Source organism: Streptomyces sp. NPDC057694, assembly GCF_042799415.1.
Taxonomy (GTDB): Bacteria; Actinomycetota; Actinomycetes; order Streptomycetales; family Streptomycetaceae; genus Streptomyces.
This window is the reverse complement of sequence record NZ_JBHVIX010000002.1, coordinates 315,900-331,349: the sequence shown is the minus strand read 5'-3', so window position 1 is coordinate 331,349 and position 15,450 is coordinate 315,900. Positions and strand designations below refer to the sequence as shown.

The window sequence follows — 15,450 nt, the reverse complement described above, 5'->3', positions numbered from 1 at the left end:
TGGGCAAAGGGGATCGGCAGGGGATGTGGATCACGCTAGGCGGCCTGTCGGACCCGGACAATGGAGCCCGGACACAACCCCGAGTGCCTGGGGCTGTGTGCGCGCACAACCGCGCCGCCGCACACCTCTGCGGACCGACAAGGGTGGTGACCGCGCAGGGCACGGTCACCACAGCCGTGGTGTCAGCGGATCACCGTGACGTCCGGCGACGTCCACAACTGCGTCGGAGGCGCGTGATCGCGGTCGCCGAGTGCCTTGTCGAAGACGAGCCGCAGCCGGTAGACGCCGGCGGGTGCGGGCGAGCCGTCGTCCAGCGTCGCGTTCCACGCGGAGAAGCCGACCCCGGTACCCGCACCGGAGTTCCGGGTGACGTAGGCCCGGTCGTACGGGGTGGCCACCACCCGGCCCCGGGCGTCGAGCACCTGCATGCGCAGCCGGTCGAGCAGGGGGAAGCCGTGGGACAGCATCACAGCGGCCGTGTCATTGCCGAGGTCGTCGTCGCCGAGGTCGATGGTGACCGGCAGGTTCTTTCCGAAGTCGCCGGCGGCCGGGCGGAGCGCGGGGTTGTCCAGCGTCGTATTGATCGCCGTGAACGTGGGGTTGATGGCCGACACGGCGTCGTAGTCGCCGGCCAGCCCCTGGTAGGGAACCCGCAGCGGCTGCCCGTTCGCGCCTTGCGGAGTGAACTCGATCCAGCCGCCGAACAGCGTGCCCGGTGTCACCCCGGCCGGCTCCCGCACGACGACCGTGACGGTGCGCGCGCCGTGCGCCGGGACCGTGATGCTCCGTGCCCCGGGGAGTGTCACCCGCGCCGACCGCTGCTCCTCCTGCCACTCGGAGGTGTAGGGCGGGGCCGCGGAGAGGGCCGCGCGGTGCGTGAGCTTGTAGGTCTGCGGCCGGTTCGTGTCGTTGCGCACGGTGAGTCTGCGCGCCGTCGGCCGTCCCTCCAGGTCGTGCAGGGCGAGTTCGGACGGGCTGACGCGCGCGGTGGCCGCCAGGGCCGCCGCCACGTCGATGCGCCCTGCACCCTGGTGTGCCACGGGCTCAAGTCCCCGTTGCGGACCGCCCGTCCGGCCGAGCGGCATCGCCGTGTTCTGCAGCGCGCTCTGCACCTGGGCGGGGGACAGGCCGGGATGTTTCTGCAGCAGCAGCGCCGTCGCGCCCGCCACGTGGGGCGAGGCCATGGAGGTGCCCGACGAGACGCCGTACCAGTCGAGTTCCTTGGGCATCGCCGAGAGGATGAAACCGCCCGGCGCCGCGAAGTCGGGCTTGAAGCCCAGCTCGTTGCCCGGGCCCCACGACGATCCCAGGTCCATCAGCCCAGAGGTGTCCGCGGCCAGTTCGGTGCCCGCGTACGCGCCCCAGTGCAGCTCGGCGTCCGGGGCGGAGGCGAGGACGCGTCGGGCGTCACGCTCGCTGATCCCGAGGACCGGGATGGTGGAAGTGCCGCAGCACGGCGCGATGGGCACCACGGTGTCGGGCAGCGTGCTGTTGTGCTGGACGGCGGCCACGGCACCGGCGTCCGCGATCCTGCGGGCCACGTCCATCGGCCGGCAGACCGTGTCGGCGGTCGAGGTTCCCGGCGTGAACAGGGCTATCTTGCCGCGCAGACTGTTCGGCGGGAGCGGGTCGCACCCGGTGCGCACATCGGCCCAGTCGGCCGCACCGGTGGCAGGGGTGCGGGGGCCGCGGCCCGAAAGGGAGTACGCCACTGGGGAGTTGTCGCCGTCCAGGGCCATGGCGAGATACGGCGAGCGGTCGCTGTACGTGCTTCCTACGCCCATGGCTCCGTCGGCGATCGCGGGTTCGGCGGTGTTGAACGGTCCCGCGTAGCCATTCCCCTCGGCCACCGTCACAGCGGTGCCGGACGCCACGAGCCGGTCGACGGCCGATGCCAGGACACCGCCGGCCCGGGCCCCGGTCGGCGAGCCCAGGCTCATGTTGACCACGTCGACGCCGTCGGCGGCCGCGCGGTCGAGAGCGGCCAGCAGGACGTCCTCCCCGGCGCCGCCCGAGGCACCGAACACGCGGTACGACCTCAACCGCGCATCCGGAGCCACGCCGAGGATGTGATCGTCGTCGCCGGCGATGATGCCCGCGACGTGTGTTCCGTGGCCGACCGCGGACCCAGAGCTGTCGTCGTACGGGTCGGCGTCACCGTCCGCGAAGTCGTAACCGCCGACCACCTTGCTGTTGGGGAAGCCGCCGCCCCCGAGTGCCGGATGGTCGTACGCGATGCCGCTGTCGATGATGCCGACGGTCACGCCCTTGCCGGTGGCGCCGCTGCGATGGGCCTCGGGGACGCCGGTCAGATCGGTGGCGGTCACCGTTTCCCGCCCCAGGGGAGTGCCGGCCGAGCGGGCACCGGCGGCTCCGGCGGTGGCTGCGCGCAGGGCCCGTGCACCGACCGGCGTCGGAGACTCCGGTGCGTCATATCGGGCCGGCACGCTCACCGAGGCGACGCCGGCCAGCGAGCCGAGACGCCCGGCCTGCGACGACGGCACGCGGACAGTGAGTCCGTTGACCAGTTGGCGGAAGCGGCGGGAGACGGTGACGGCGATACCGGCCTGTCTCGCGTCGGTCAGGAACCGGTCCTGGTCCGCGGCGAGCGTGACCCCGGCAGCGCGCCGTCGGGACGAGGGAACCTGGAGTTCGGCCGGTGAGCCGGTCAGCGTGACGATGCGGGTGACTTCGTGGCCGTCGGTCCGGGCGTACGACGGCGATGCCGCCGCCGGAAAGGCCGTCGACAGGAGCAGTGCGGTCGCTGTGACCGCGCGAGTTGCATGCATGCGCGCCATGCCAGCGCACCGAGCTGATCAGCGACAAGATCCAAGGCTGGCGACAACACGTCAGTGTCCGGTTCCCGACAGGCCGGGCCGGCGAGCGGTGAACTCCCGTCCGAGCGAGGCCCCTTAGTGATGCCAGCTGACTGTTGTTCAGGTGCGCCGGAAAAGGGTGGCCTTGAATCGGTAGGCGTCCATCCGGTACATCGAGCGACCTAGCAGGAGCGGCTTTCCCGCGGCGTCGGTGCAGATTTCGAGCCCCACCAGGATGGGTGCTCCGGCATCCAGGTGCAGCCGGGCGGCCGTGGTGTCGTCGGCGGCCTCGGCGTGGACCGAGAAGTCGCTGCGGTAGGGGTGTGTGCCCCGCCGCGTCATCTCGGCGTACAGCGAGCGGTCCGTCAGATCCACCTCGGCGAGGCCCGGCACCCTGGACAGCGCGATGACGTTGTGGTCGACGCAGACAGGCGATTCTCCCAGGCCGCGGAGCCGGCGCAGATCGAGGACCGGGCCGGGGGCGATACGGAGCTGATCCGCCTCGTCGAGCGTGGCCGGGCGGGCTGTGCGGCCGAGAATCTCGGTACGCGGGGTCAGACCACGGGACTCGGCCATCTCCGTGAAGCTGACCAGAGTGTGGGGCGGTTCGCCGAGTGGCGTCGCGAGCACTTGCCAACCGGACTGCGGGGCCGGGGCCACCGCCCCGTCGGCGGTCAGCGCCCTGAGCGCGCCGCGCAGCGTGCCGCGCGAGACGCCGAGCTCGCTCGCGAGGACGCGCTCGCTGGGCAGCTTCCCGCTCGCCGTGTACCGACCGCCGGCGATGCGCTGGCGCAGAGTCGTGTACGCCGCCTCTACGGCCTTGCCCATCCGGGGCGTCGGTACATCCGGTTCAGTCACGTTATGCACCTTTCGCATCCGCTCTCCCGCTGAACCAGTGCGCGCCTTTGGTTCGAAATACGGACCAGTTGTGGACCAGGGTTTGTGCACTGTAGTTCAGTGGCGGCAAGGCCCGGCCAACAGGGCGGCCACCAGCGGCAATGCAGCTGAACAGCACAAGGCAGCAAGCGTAAGGAGACGTAGTGCGGGGAGACATTCTGGTGCACTCGGGGTCCGCCGAACTCGGCGCCGCGATCGCGGAGCGCATGGTCGGCCACCTCGACAGAGCCGCGGCCGAAGGGGCGATATGCACCTTCGGCTGGCCGGCCGGCCGCACCCCACTGCCCGTTCTCGACGCGCTCGCCGACCTCGCACGCGACGGACTGCTCGACCTCTCCCACGCCAGGTTCGCGATGATGGACGAGTACCTGCAACCGGGCGAAGGACGTCAGCCGCGCACGGTCCCGCTGAGCGCGCACAACAGCTGCCGGGGATTTGCCGAGCGTGAGATCGCACAACGGCTGAACGCATCGCTGCCGCCGGGGCGGCGGCTGGCGGCCGACGCCCTGCTGAGTCCGGATCCCAGCGAGCCGGCGGCCTACGACGAGATCCTGGCGAGCGACGGTGGCGTACGGCTGTTCCTGGTCGCGGTCGGCGCGAGCGACGGGCATGTGGCGTTCAACCCGCCGGGCACGCCCCTGGCGAGCACCACCCGTGTCGTCCGCCTGGCGGAGACCACCCGACGCGACAACCTGGCCACCTTCCCCGACTTCGGCGACCTCGACAGGGTGCCCACCCACGGTGTGAGCGTCGGGCTCGCCACGATCGCCCGCGCCCGCGAACTCGCCGTCGTCCTCCACGGAGCGTCGAAGCGCGAGGCCGCCCGTCGCACCGTGACAGCCCACGGTTTCGATGCGCGGTGGCCGGCCAGCTTCGTGCACGGCCACTCCCGCCACGCGTTCTTCCTGGACCGGGCGGCCGCCGTGGACGTCACACCGGCCACCTCCCGCACCGTCCTTGCCGACAACTGACGCGAACGCCCACTCAGCACGTCCGAACGGAGAACACACAAGTGAAGGTCACAGTCATCGGTGCAGGTTCCACCTACACACCGGAACTGGTCTCCGGGCTCGCCCAGCAGCACCATCGTCTGCCCATCCAGGAACTGGTCCTCATGGACACCGACGGCCCCCGGCTCGAGGTCGTCGGCGGCCTTGCCCGCCGCATGCTCACCGCACAGGGCCTCCCCGTGAAGGTCCGCCTGACCACCAACCGGTCGGAGGCGCTGGACGGCGCCGATGCCGTCCTCATCCAGCTGAGGGTCGGCGGCCAGAAGGCCCGCCTCGGCGACGAGACCTTTCCTGGCGAGTGCGGCTGCCTCGGCCAGGAGACGACCGGGGCGGGCGGCGCGGCGAAGGCACTGCGCACCGTGCCCGTCATCCTCGACATCGCCGACGAGGCCCGCCGCCGCGGCGCCCCCGGCGTGCGGATCATCGACTTCACCAACCCGGTCGGCATCGTCACCCGCTCCCTCCTCGACGCGGGTCACGACAACGCCCTGGGCCTGTGCAACTTCGCCATCGGCGTGCAGCGCTGGGCGGCCGGGGCGCTGGGCGTCGCCGCGGACCGGGTCGCCGTCGACCCGGTGGGACTCAACCACTTCTCCTGGGTACGACGTGTGCTGCTCGACGGCGAGGACGTCCTGCCGCGCATGCTCGACCAGCACATGGACAAGATCGTCGAGCGGTACGGGTTTCCCGCCGACCTCCTCGGCGACCTGGGGGCGATCCCCTCGTACTACCTGCGCTACTACTACTTCCACGACCAGGTCGTCGCCGAGCAGCGTGAACAGCCGCCGCGCGCCCAGGTAGTGGCGGACGTCGAGCGCACCCTGCTGGAGATGTACGCCGACGAGTCGCTCACCGAACGCCCCGCGCTCCTGGAGAAGCGAGGGGGTGCCTACTACAGCGAGGCGGCCGTCGCCCTGCTGGCCGCGGCCGTCACGGACTCCGGCGAGACGCACGTCGTCAACGTCCGCAACAACGGGACCATCGCCGGGCTCGCCGACGACGACGTCATCGAGGTGCCGTGCCGTATCGACGCGGCCGGTGCGACCCCGCTGCCGCAGGCACCGCTGCCGGACGAGATGCGCGGCCCCGTCCAGGCCGTCACCGCCTACGAGCGGCTCATCTCCCGCGCCGCCGTCACCGGGGAGGAGCGGCTGCTGCGCAAGGCGCTGCTCACGCACCCGCTGATCGGCCAGTACCCGCTGGTCCAGGGCCTGGTGCCCCGGTTGCTCAGCACCGGCGCCGAGCACCTGACCCGCTTCAGCGGTGTGCGGAACGGCGTCTGACATGTCTCACCCCCTCCCTCTCGTGCTGGCCGTCGACGCCGGCAACTCCAAGACCCATGTCGCGGTGTGCGATGCGTCCGGCCGCCTCGTCGGCTCGGCGATCGGACCCGGCGGTTCCCCGCAGACACTCGGGCTCACGGCCGCCGTCGACCAGGTGAGCCGGCTCGCGCGCCAGGCCTGCGGACAGGACCGGGGCTTCGCCGTCGCGGCCTTCGCGATGGCGGGCCTGGACCTGCCCGAGGAGGAGGCCGCCTTCCACGACGCGGTCATCGCCTCGGGCCTGACGGGCGACGCCGTCGTCTGCAACGACACCCTCGCCCTGCTGCGCAGTGGCACGGCCGGCGACGGCGTGGCCGTCGTGGCCGGCGCCGGGACCAACTGCCTGGGAGTCAAGGGCGGCCAGGAGGTACGGTTCCACGCGCTGGGCCGCCTCACCGGCGACTGGGGCGGCGGCAACGACATCGGTGCCGACGCCCTCGGCATCGCCTGCCGCGCCGAGGACGGTCGCGGACCCGGCACGTCCCTGGCCCGGTACGTACCCGCCCACTTCGGCCTCGTACGACCGCTGGAGCTGGCCGAGGCGGTTCATCTCGGCCGGGTCCCGCAGGAGCGGCTGGTCGAACTGTCCGTACCGGTCTTCCGCGCCGCCGACGAGGGCGACGCACTCGCCATGGGCCTGGTGCGGCGGATGGCCGACGAGGTCGCGGCCTACGTCCGTGCCTGTGTCACCCGGCTGGGCTGCGGCCTCGCCGACCTGCCGGTCGTGCTCGGCGGCGGCATCCTGCGCGCCGGCAACATCGCTCTGATGGACGCGATCGGGGACGCGCTGCGGGAGTTGTCACCCGATGTGGACATCGTCGTGCCGAGCGACCCGCCCATCGCCGGCGCCCTGAGACTGGCTCTCGCCGAACTCCCGGGCGATGAAGCCCCGTTGGACCTCCAGTTGTCCCGGCAGCTCGCCGTGTTCAGCGCCGGGCCCACCGCCTCAGCCCTTACCGCCTCGGCCGGCTGACGGACGCCGGCCCGCCCACAGCCGGACCTCTCCCGTCCCGCGCGTCGTCCGCGTGTCCTGGCCGCCGCCTGATCGGCACACACAGCCCGCTGTCGGGGCGCCGCACACTGGCCGCCACCGGGTCGGGCGCACACCGTCTTCCACCGGGCCGACGAGGTCCCGGTATCAGAAGGAGCTCCATGTCCCACATCAGCGAACCGCTCGCACAGGGCGGTGCTGTCCCCGATGTCGTGCCCCCCTCCGGTGGGCCGAGCGAACTCCCACGGGTGGGACGGCTCCAACTGGCCGCCTGGACGCTGGCCCTGTTCGGGCTCTGGACGGCTGTCATGACGCCCGCGACGGTCAGCCTCGCCCTGCGGGTGGGCCAGATCGACCCGGGCGGCAAGGAGGGGAGCTACTCCCTCATCGCGGGCGTCGGCGCCGTCGTCGCCGTCATCGCCAACCCGCTCGCCGGACGGCTGAGCGATCTCACCACCTCGCGGTTCGGACGCCGCAGGCCTTGGATCGCGGGCGGCGCGCTCGGGACGTTCGCGGGCTCGGCACTGCTGGCCACCGGTCACAGCGTCGCCGCACTCTTCGCGGGCTGGATCGTCATCCAGCTCTTCGCGAACGCCGCGGCCGCCGCACTCATCGCCCTGATCGCGGACCGGTTTCCCGCAGCGCAGCAGGGCACCGCATCCGGCCTTCTCGGCATGACGGTCATCGCCGGTGCGCTCGCCGGCACGTATGTCGTCAAGATCCTTCCCGATTCCCCCTCGGCCATCTTCCTCGCCCCGGCCGGACTCGCTGTCGTCTGCATCGCCGCCTTCCTCCTGGTCTTCCCCGACCAGGTGCTGCCTGCGGCGCGGCGTCCCGCGTTCCATCCCAGGACGTTCTTGCAGAGCTTCTACATGAAGCCCTCCGCCAATCCGGACTTCGCGTGGACGCTGCTGACGCTGTTCCTCGTCGCCGCCGGCCCGACGTTCGTGGTCACGTACAGCGTCTACTTCCTGCAGGACTACCTGCACATTGCGAAGGACGACGTTCCAGGGACCGTCTTCATCAGCGTCCTGATCATGAATCTGCTGGGCCTGGTGAGCAGCCCCCTCGCCGGTGTCACCTCCGACCGCATAGGCCGCCGCAAGCCGGTGTTCATCGCGTCGGCACTACTGGCGGCCGTCGGCCTGGCCGTGCTGCTCAGTGTGAAGAGCCTGCCGGTGTTCTACGTCGGTGTGGGCATCGTGGGCGTGGGCAACGGCCTGTTCCAGGGTCTGTACGTCGCCATGGCGACGGCCACCCTGACCGATCCTTCGACCACGGCCCGCGACCTCGGCCTGGTGAACATCGCGACCACGATTCCGCAGTCCCTCGTCCCCTTCGCCGCGCCGGCCCTGCTGGCGGTCGGGGGCGGCGGCAACTATCCGGTTCTCTTCGGCACCGGAATCCTCACCGCACTGCTGGGCATCCCGATGTTGCGGAAGATCAACATCAAGTAGAGGTACGTCGGTCGGCGTGACACACCTGGTGCCGCATGGGATCGAGTTCCGTTGCGGTGACCGCGGCCGCCGAAGAACGCCCTATTCCGCCCGGGGCCGCAGCGCGTCGACGATCAGGTCCAGCGCGCGGCCGGTCTGCTCCGGTGAGCTGCCGGACGCTGCGGCCAAAGAGACTCCGAGGAGCAGGGTGGTCACGTCGTCGGGGTCCACGTCGGCGCGCAGCGAGCCGCCGCGGGCCCCTGCCGCGAGGAGTTCGCCGAGGGCCGTGGCGATCCGCTCGCGGGTCGGGAGGGTCGGCATGGACGTCGGGGCGGGTCCGGAGCGCAGCATGTCGATCATGCCGTGCTTGGTTGCCGCGAACGCGGTGTAGCGGTCCAGCCACGCCCGCAGTGCCGGGACCGGGGACAGTTCGCCGAGCAGTTCGGACGCGGCGGCGGCGAGGGCGTCGAGCTCGGCGGCGTAGACCGCTTCGACGAGCGCCTCACGGGTCGGGAAGTGCCGGTACAGCGTGCCGATGCCGACCCCTGCCGCGCGCGCGACGGCGTCGAGCGTGACCGGGCCTTCGGAGGCGGCGCTGAACACGGTCCGGGCCGCCGCGAGGAGCTTCTCGCGATTGCGCCGCGCGTCGGAACGGCCCGCCCGGCCCGAGCCGGCGGGGCGGCCCGTACGGGCGCCGGACGTGTCGCCCCCGGGGGTGTCCGGTGCGGGCGGTTCGAGTGCGGTCAAAGCGGAGGCTCCTCCGGTTCGTGCTACGGTTGTTTTAACGGAGGCTCCTCCGTTTCACCCTCGATCATCTCACGAGGACAGGACTCCCATGGCTTCTCCCACTCCTTCCCTCTCCGAGTCCGAGACCGGTTCCGAGACCACGGCCTCGGGCGCCCCGCGCGCCGGTGGGGCCGGTCGGTTCGCCGGGCGCACCGTCTCCCGCGTCGGCTTCGGCGCCATGCAGCTGCCGCGGCTCGCCGAGGACCGCAAGGCCGCCCTCGGTGTGCTGCGCCGCGCGGTCGAGCTCGGCGTCGACCACATCGACACCGCCCAGTTCTACGGCAACGGCTTCTCCAACGATCTGATCCGCGAGGCGATCCGCCCCGAGGACGACGTGCTCGTCGTCAGCAAGGTCGGCGCCACGCCCGACGACGGCCCCGTCCACCTCCGCCTCGCCCAGCGCCCCGAGGAACTGCGCGCCAGTGTCGAGGACAACCTCGCCAGCCTCGGCCTCGAGCAGGTGCCGGTGGTCAACCTGCGTCGCGCCGACCACGGTCCCGGCCTGCGCGCCGAGGGCGACCAGGACGTCGACCTCGACGACCAGCTCGCCGTCATGACCGCCCTGCGCGACGAGGGCAAGATCGGCGCGATCGGCCTCAGCAGCACCACCATCGACATCCTGCGCCGGTCGCTCCCGGCGGGCATCGTCTGTGTGCAGAACGCCTACAGCGTCGTCTCCCGCGAGGACGAGGACATGGTCGAACTGTGCCGCGCCGAGGGCATCGCCTGGGTGCCGTACTTCCCGCTCGGCAGCGCCTTCCCCGGCCTGCCGAAGGCGACCGATGAGCCTGCCGTGCTCGCCGCCGCCGAGCAACTGGACGCCTCGCCCGCGCAGATCGCCCTCGCCTGGCTGCTCCACCACACCCCCAACACGCTGCTCATCCCCGGCACCGCGGACGCCGACCACCTCGCGGCCAACGTCGCCGCGGGCACGATCCGGCTCGACGAGGCGACCCTCGCCACACTCGACGCGATCCCGTCCCGCACGGGCGACATCGAGATCCGCTGACGCCGGAAACTGGAACCGGATGACAGCACACCACGGAACGAGAGCGCCGCATGTCACTGAACGCCGAGGAACGTCACCGCACGGGCAAGGAGCTCAGGAGCAACCTCGCCCTGACCGGTCTCACCGACCAGCAGATCGCGGCCGACCTGGAGTGGACGCCCGGACGGCTCACCAACGCCCTCGACATCGAAGGCGCCGACCCCGTGGACGTGTGGCAACTGCGCGACTACCTCGCTCAGACCGTCCGTGACGCGGGACGCGATCCCGTCCCGTTCACCGTCCTGACCGACCGGTCCCGGGTGATGGCCCGTGCCTGGTTCGGGTTGCGCACGGCGCCGCGCCACGACTTCACGCCGACGGGCTGAAACACGCAGTACTGCGCAACGTTGAGTGGTCGAACGGCCATACCCCTTTGGAGCCCGCTCGGGTGAGCGGGCTCCAAAAGGTTGCTCGGGGCCGGAATCAGGCGGTGGGCGGGGTGTCGCTCCACGCCGTGAGTGTGAGGCGGCCGTTGTCGACGTCCTGCTTGAAGGGGACGACGCTGTGCGAGTTGCTGCCTGTCGGCGATATCTGCAGGTAGTGGGCCGCGGCAGTGTCGGCTCCGGTGTGCGTCCACACCAGGTCCGCATAAGCCGAGTCGTTGGCTTGCAGGGTGACGGTGTGGTTGCCCGGGTCCTTCGTGAAGTAGGTGTCTCCGTGCTCGGGCTGCGTCGTCAGGGCGGTGTGGCCGCTGCCTTCGAGGGCGATCCCCGCGTAGCCGGAGAGGGTGCAGGTGGCGGCGCCGGTGTTGGTGACCTTCAGGAACGTCCCGGCATGATTCATGCCCGCCTGCTCGGTCCCGAGCTGCGTCGTGGTCGCCTTCAGCGTGCCCGGCTGGCACTCCTGCGTGGACCGGGCCGTCTCCGGCGTGACATCCGATGCGAGGGCCGTCCCCGTTCCCGCGGCTGCGAACGCGAGTGCGGCGATGGCTGCGATGCCGGCGCGTGAGAGTGCCATGTTCGTTCCTCCTTGCAGTTCGTGCTCACTTGCGGAGGCAGACGCTGCTGTCTCTGCAAAGACGCCTTGCCGCGCCGCGCGCCATCAATGTCACCAAACGGTCACAAGCGATCAGAGGTGACATTGTTCCGGCCGGGTAAGTGAGGATCTCAGGCACGCTCGCTCGCGCCAGTTCGTGGAGCAGAGGCTCCGAAAGGTCAGAGTCTCCGAAAGGTCAGAGGCCGACGATGAGCTGGATGCAGACGATCTTTACGAGGATGGCGAGGGCGAAGAGGGTGGAGTACCCGGCGTTGACCCGGCTGTCGGTGGCCCGGCCGTTGGCGTAGGCGAGGATCGCGGGGTTGCCGACGTAGCCGGAGAGCAGCCCCATGGTGCGTTCCCGGCTCTGGCCGAGGAGACGGGCGACCAAGATCATCAGGGCGTAACTGACGACGGCCCCGATGGCGAGAACGGCGAGGAGTTTCAGCCCGAAGACGGAGAACGCGTTCTGACGGAAGGAGTATCCGGAGGTGAGGCCGACGACCGCGAGGAAGAGCAGCAGACCGATCTGCCTCAGGGTGAGGTTGGCGCGGGTGGGGAGGGTCCACACGAGGGGTCCGGTGCGACGGCGCCAGCCGAGGATCATGCCCATCACGAGCGGCCCGGCGCCGGTGCCGAGCGCCAGGGTGGTGCTGCCGAGGGTCAGCGAGGGGATGCCGATGAGGAAACCGAGGGCGAGACCCAGGCCCAGGCTGACCGCGTTCACCTCGCTGACCTTGGTCTCGGTGTCGCCGAGGTAGGCGCTGACGGCGGTGGACTGCTCGCGGGGCATGACGACCCTGAGCCGGTCGTCGAGCTGGAGGACGAGATCGTCGTGGGCCAGCATGTCGAAGTCGCCGCGTCTGACCCGGCTGACGACGGCACCGTAGCGCTTCTCAAGGCCCAGTTCGGCGACGGTGTGGCCGGCGAGGGCGGGGTCCGTCAGCAGGATGCGGCGGTAATCGACCGTGTGACGGTCCTCAAGGAGGTCGTGGGCGGCGGTGACGCCGAGGTGCGCGGCGGCGGATCGAAGGTCGTCCTCGCCGCCGACCAGGACGACCTGATCGCCCGGAGCCAGGCGGTCGAGGGTGTGGGCGACGATGGTCTCGCCGCCTGCCGGGCGGTACTCGGTCGCCAGAACGCGCCGGCCGCCGACTCCCGGCACCTCGGCCCAGCGGGCGTCGCGGGTCACCTGCACCGTGCGAGTGACGAGTGTCGACGGGAGCCCGGAGTCCGGGTCGCGCCGGGCCCTCCACGTGCGGCGGGCGGCGATCGCCGCGACGAACACGATGGTGATGACGACGGCCAACGGATAACCGATGGCATAGCCGACCGCCGGCTGCGCGGGGTCGTCGGAGGCGGCCTGGGCGGCGGCGAGACCGGGAGTGGTGGTTCCGATGCCGGCGTAGCCGCCGGCCAGGAAGGGGCCGCTGATCCCGAAGCCCAGGTGGCCGACGAGTCCGACGACGGCCGCGGTGAGGGCAAGGGCCACGACCGCACCGGCCATCACCGCGAGCTGGCCGCGCAGTTCGCGGAAGAACGCCGGTCCTGACTCGAGGCCGACCGTGTAGACATACAGGGCGAGTCCGAGAGCGGAGACACCCGCGGGGACGGCCGGACCGATGTCCGGGTCGAGCGCGCCGACGAAGAGGCCCACGAACAGCACTCCCGCAGCGCCCAGCTTCACGGGGCCGAACCTGACCATGCCGAGCAGCGCGCCCGCCGTGATCACGGCGAAGACGGTCACCCACGGATTGTCCGCGAAGAACTGCCACATGGCCGGGCCCTTCCCCTGCGCGAAGCACATGTGCCTGACCGGGCCATGATCTTTCAGACCGGGAAGGGCCGCCATTCGGGCCGCGGAGCACCAGGCCGGCCGGTCGGAGGGCGGAGACGATCGGCACGGCTCCGGGAGGAAGCGGCTGACCTTGGGCGCTCGCCGAAGGTCGGGCCGACGCCGGGGCGGCGGGGAGGTTGGTGTGCGGGCCCTGCGGAACCGGGTACCGTCCTTGTCATGTTCTTCCAGAGGCCGATTCACGAGTGAGAGCGTGATGGGCCTCTACTGACGTCCTTCGACGTCGCCGCCCGTCCCCACCGTTGAATCCGTGGATCACTCCACATCATCACCAGGAGCACCCGTGACCGTGAGCAAGAACATCAACAACCCCGTGGGCCAGGGCGGCGGCCAGCGCAAGAAGCAGTCCCGCGCCGAACGGCAGAACAACGGTCCGCACCGCAACCTCGACCGCCAGAGTGCGGCTGCCCAGAAGGCGGAGCTGGTGCGCAAGATGCGCGAGAAGACGGGCGCAGTCGAGGGCGCCGCCGGGCAGACGGGCGACGACACCGAACAGAGCTGACACACCGCCGCGGCGACTCAGACGGATCGGGCGACGTACAGGGCAGGAACTCTCCGCGGCAGGGGACTGCGGTGGGGCCGGGGGAGACCTGGCACCGCACGGCGACCGCGGTTTTAGTCCGCGGTCGCCGACGTGTCGGGCGGTCGGGTCAGACGAGTGCGCCTCCGTTGTGGACAACGCGGCCGCCGATCACCGTGGCGCCGACGGACAGGTCGGCAATTCGTTCCGGTGCGACGGTCAGCAGGTCGTCCGAGAGGACGGCGAAGTCTGCCAGCATGCCGCGGGCCAGGCGGCCCTTGCGCTCCTCGGCGTGCTCGGCGTAGGCCGAGCCCACGGTGTAGGCGTACAGGGCCTGTGCGGGGGTCACCGCTTCGGCGGGCCCCAAAGGGGCTCCCGTGGCCGTGCGGCGGTTGACCATGTCGTGGATGCCGAGCAACGGGCTGCCGTGCGCGACCGGTGCGTCGCTGCTGCCGGGGAGCACGGCTCCGGCGTCCAGAAGGCTGCGCATGCGGTAGCACAGGGCGGAGCGTTCCGGACCGAGCGCCGTGATCATGCCGTCGCCGATCTCGGAGATGAAGCGGCCTTGTGGTACGGGGATGACGCGGTTGTCGACCAAGCGGCGGACCTGCTGGTCGGAGGCGACGGCGAAGTGCTCGATGCGGTGGCGTGCGTCGGGGCGCGGGTGCGCGGCCTGCGCGGCTTCGAAGGCGTCCAGGACGACATCGATGGCCGCGTCACCGATGGCGTGGGCGGCGACCTGCCAGCCGCATCGGTGCGCCTCGGTGATCGTGTGGGTCAGCCAGTCCTCGTCGAACTGCAGGAAGCCGACGTTGTCGGGTTCATCGTGGTAGCCGCAGCACATGTGTGCGGAGCGGCCGATGAGAGAGCCGTCCGTGGCGACCTTGGTGGCGCCGATCTTCAGACGGTCGTCGCCGAAACCGCTGCGCAGCCCCAGGTCGAGTCCGAACCAGGTCGAGCCGTCACCGACGGCGCCCAGGTCGTGCAGGACGGTCATGTAGGGCATGACCGTGGTGCGGATGCTCAGTGCTCCTTGCTGCACGGCACGGTGGAAGGCGTCCAGGTCGGCCGGGCCGTGTCCGACGTGTTCGGCGGCGGCGATGCCCGGTTCGGTGATGCTGGTGATGCCCTCGGTCACGCCCTGGTCGTTGCCGGCCTTGATGGCCGCGACGATCGAGTCCACGGGGGAGGGACGGAACGCCCGGGTCACCAGGTGCTGGGCGGTTTCCTGGAGCAGTCCGACCGCCCGGCCGTCCGGGGCGCGTTCGATGTGGCCGCCGTCGATGTCGGGGACACCGAGCCGGTCGGTGTAGCCGGCGCGGGTGAAGGCCGCGGTGTTGGCCACGCCCATGTGGCAGGAGACGTGCTCCAGCCACACGGGGCGCCCCTGCGCCGCTTCGTCCAGAGCTTCGGCCGTCGGGTGGGCGCCGATCTTGTTCTGGTCGTAGCCCGCGCCGAAGAGCCATTCGTTCGGGCCGAGTCGTGACGCTCGTTCGCGTACCGCGGCATAGAGGGCGTCGAGGGTCGGGACGGCCCGCGCGTGCAGGTCGAGTTGGAGGAGGCGGCGGCCGCGCATGCTCAGGTGCTGGTGGGCGTCGTTGAAGCCGGGAACCGCCGGGGCGCCCTGTAGGTCGTGGACCTGTTCGGCGGTACATCCGGTGACCTCGTCGTCGAAGCCGATGACGCGGCCGGCGACCACTCCGACGGTGTGGGCGGTGGGCCGGTCCGCGTCGAGTGTGGTGAAGCGGCCGTTGGTGAACAGGGCGTCCAAGTGCATGGCTGGTCCTTGGGGGT

The 15,450-nt window shown here is 71.0% G+C and carries 13 protein-coding genes; 7 read left to right on the top strand and 6 right to left on the bottom strand.

Annotation, left to right across the window (positions count from 1 at the left end):
- Positions 1-182 precede the first annotated feature (182 nt).
- On the bottom strand, positions 183-2,789 hold the full coding sequence (locus ACFVDP_RS08430; protein ID WP_383485297.1) for a S8 family serine peptidase: 2,607 nt from the start codon (positions 2,787-2,789) through the stop codon (positions 183-185).
- Positions 2,790-2,936: 147 nt separating this feature from the next.
- A complete protein-coding gene (locus ACFVDP_RS08425; protein WP_383485294.1) occupies positions 2,937-3,674 on the bottom strand; it encodes a GntR family transcriptional regulator in 738 nt (245 codons plus the stop codon).
- Between the two features lie 182 nt (positions 3,675-3,856).
- Between ACFVDP_RS08425 and ACFVDP_RS08420 the strand changes: the two genes are divergently transcribed.
- The 4 genes from ACFVDP_RS08420 (at position 3,857) to ACFVDP_RS08405 (ending at position 8,493) form a co-directional block, all read left to right on the top strand.
- Positions 3,857-4,684 (top strand): 6-phosphogluconolactonase, encoded by an 828-nt coding sequence (locus ACFVDP_RS08420; RefSeq protein WP_383485292.1) that lies wholly within the window; start codon positions 3,857-3,859, stop codon positions 4,682-4,684.
- Positions 4,685-4,725: 41 nt separating this feature from the next.
- Positions 4,726-6,006, top strand: a complete 1,281-nt coding sequence (locus tag ACFVDP_RS08415) for a 6-phospho-beta-glucosidase (RefSeq protein WP_383485290.1) — start codon at positions 4,726-4,728, stop codon at positions 6,004-6,006.
- Position 6,007: 1 nt separating this feature from the next.
- The gene (locus tag ACFVDP_RS08410) at positions 6,008-7,018 is read left to right on the top strand and encodes an N-acetylglucosamine kinase (RefSeq protein ID WP_383485287.1); all 1,011 of its coding nucleotides are present in this window, start codon (positions 6,008-6,010) and stop codon (positions 7,016-7,018) included.
- A 179-nt stretch (positions 7,019-7,197) separates the two neighbouring features.
- On the top strand, positions 7,198-8,493 hold the full coding sequence (locus ACFVDP_RS08405; protein WP_383485284.1) for an MFS transporter: 1,296 nt from the start codon (positions 7,198-7,200) through the stop codon (positions 8,491-8,493).
- An 81-nt stretch (positions 8,494-8,574) separates the two neighbouring features.
- Here the strand turns inward: ACFVDP_RS08405 and ACFVDP_RS08400 are convergent, their stop codons facing one another.
- Positions 8,575-9,219 (bottom strand): TetR/AcrR family transcriptional regulator, encoded by a 645-nt coding sequence (locus tag ACFVDP_RS08400; protein WP_383485281.1) that lies wholly within the window; start codon positions 9,217-9,219, stop codon positions 8,575-8,577.
- Between the two features lie 88 nt (positions 9,220-9,307).
- Here ACFVDP_RS08400 and ACFVDP_RS08395 point away from each other — a divergent pair, with 88 nt between their 5' ends.
- Positions 9,308-10,267 carry an aldo/keto reductase gene (locus tag ACFVDP_RS08395; protein WP_383485278.1) on the top strand — a complete coding sequence of 320 codons (960 nt, stop codon included), beginning with the start codon at positions 9,308-9,310 and terminating at the stop codon, positions 10,265-10,267.
- Positions 10,268-10,317: 50 nt separating this feature from the next.
- Entirely contained in the window at positions 10,318-10,632 is a 315-nt protein-coding gene (locus ACFVDP_RS08390) for a DUF2316 family protein (protein WP_383485275.1), read from the top strand.
- 97 nt (positions 10,633-10,729) lie between these two features.
- On the opposite strand, the gene ACFVDP_RS08385 is transcribed toward ACFVDP_RS08390, so the two are convergent.
- Positions 10,730-11,263, bottom strand: a complete 534-nt coding sequence (locus ACFVDP_RS08385; RefSeq protein ID WP_383485272.1) for a DUF4232 domain-containing protein — start codon at positions 11,261-11,263, stop codon at positions 10,730-10,732.
- Positions 11,264-11,477: 214 nt separating this feature from the next.
- Positions 11,478-13,088, bottom strand: a complete 1,611-nt coding sequence (locus ACFVDP_RS08380; protein ID WP_383485270.1) for an aspartate:alanine exchanger family transporter — start codon at positions 13,086-13,088, stop codon at positions 11,478-11,480.
- Between the two features lie 331 nt (positions 13,089-13,419).
- Here ACFVDP_RS08380 and ACFVDP_RS08375 point away from each other — a divergent pair, with 331 nt between their 5' ends.
- The gene (locus ACFVDP_RS08375; RefSeq protein ID WP_383485267.1) at positions 13,420-13,638 is read left to right on the top strand and encodes a DUF6243 family protein; all 219 of its coding nucleotides are present in this window, start codon (positions 13,420-13,422) and stop codon (positions 13,636-13,638) included.
- Positions 13,639-13,786: 148 nt separating this feature from the next.
- Here ACFVDP_RS08375 and ACFVDP_RS08370 read toward each other — a convergent pair whose 3' ends face one another.
- Entirely contained in the window at positions 13,787-15,433 is a 1,647-nt protein-coding gene (locus tag ACFVDP_RS08370; RefSeq protein WP_383485265.1) for an amidohydrolase, read from the bottom strand.
- Positions 15,434-15,450 lie beyond the last annotated feature (17 nt).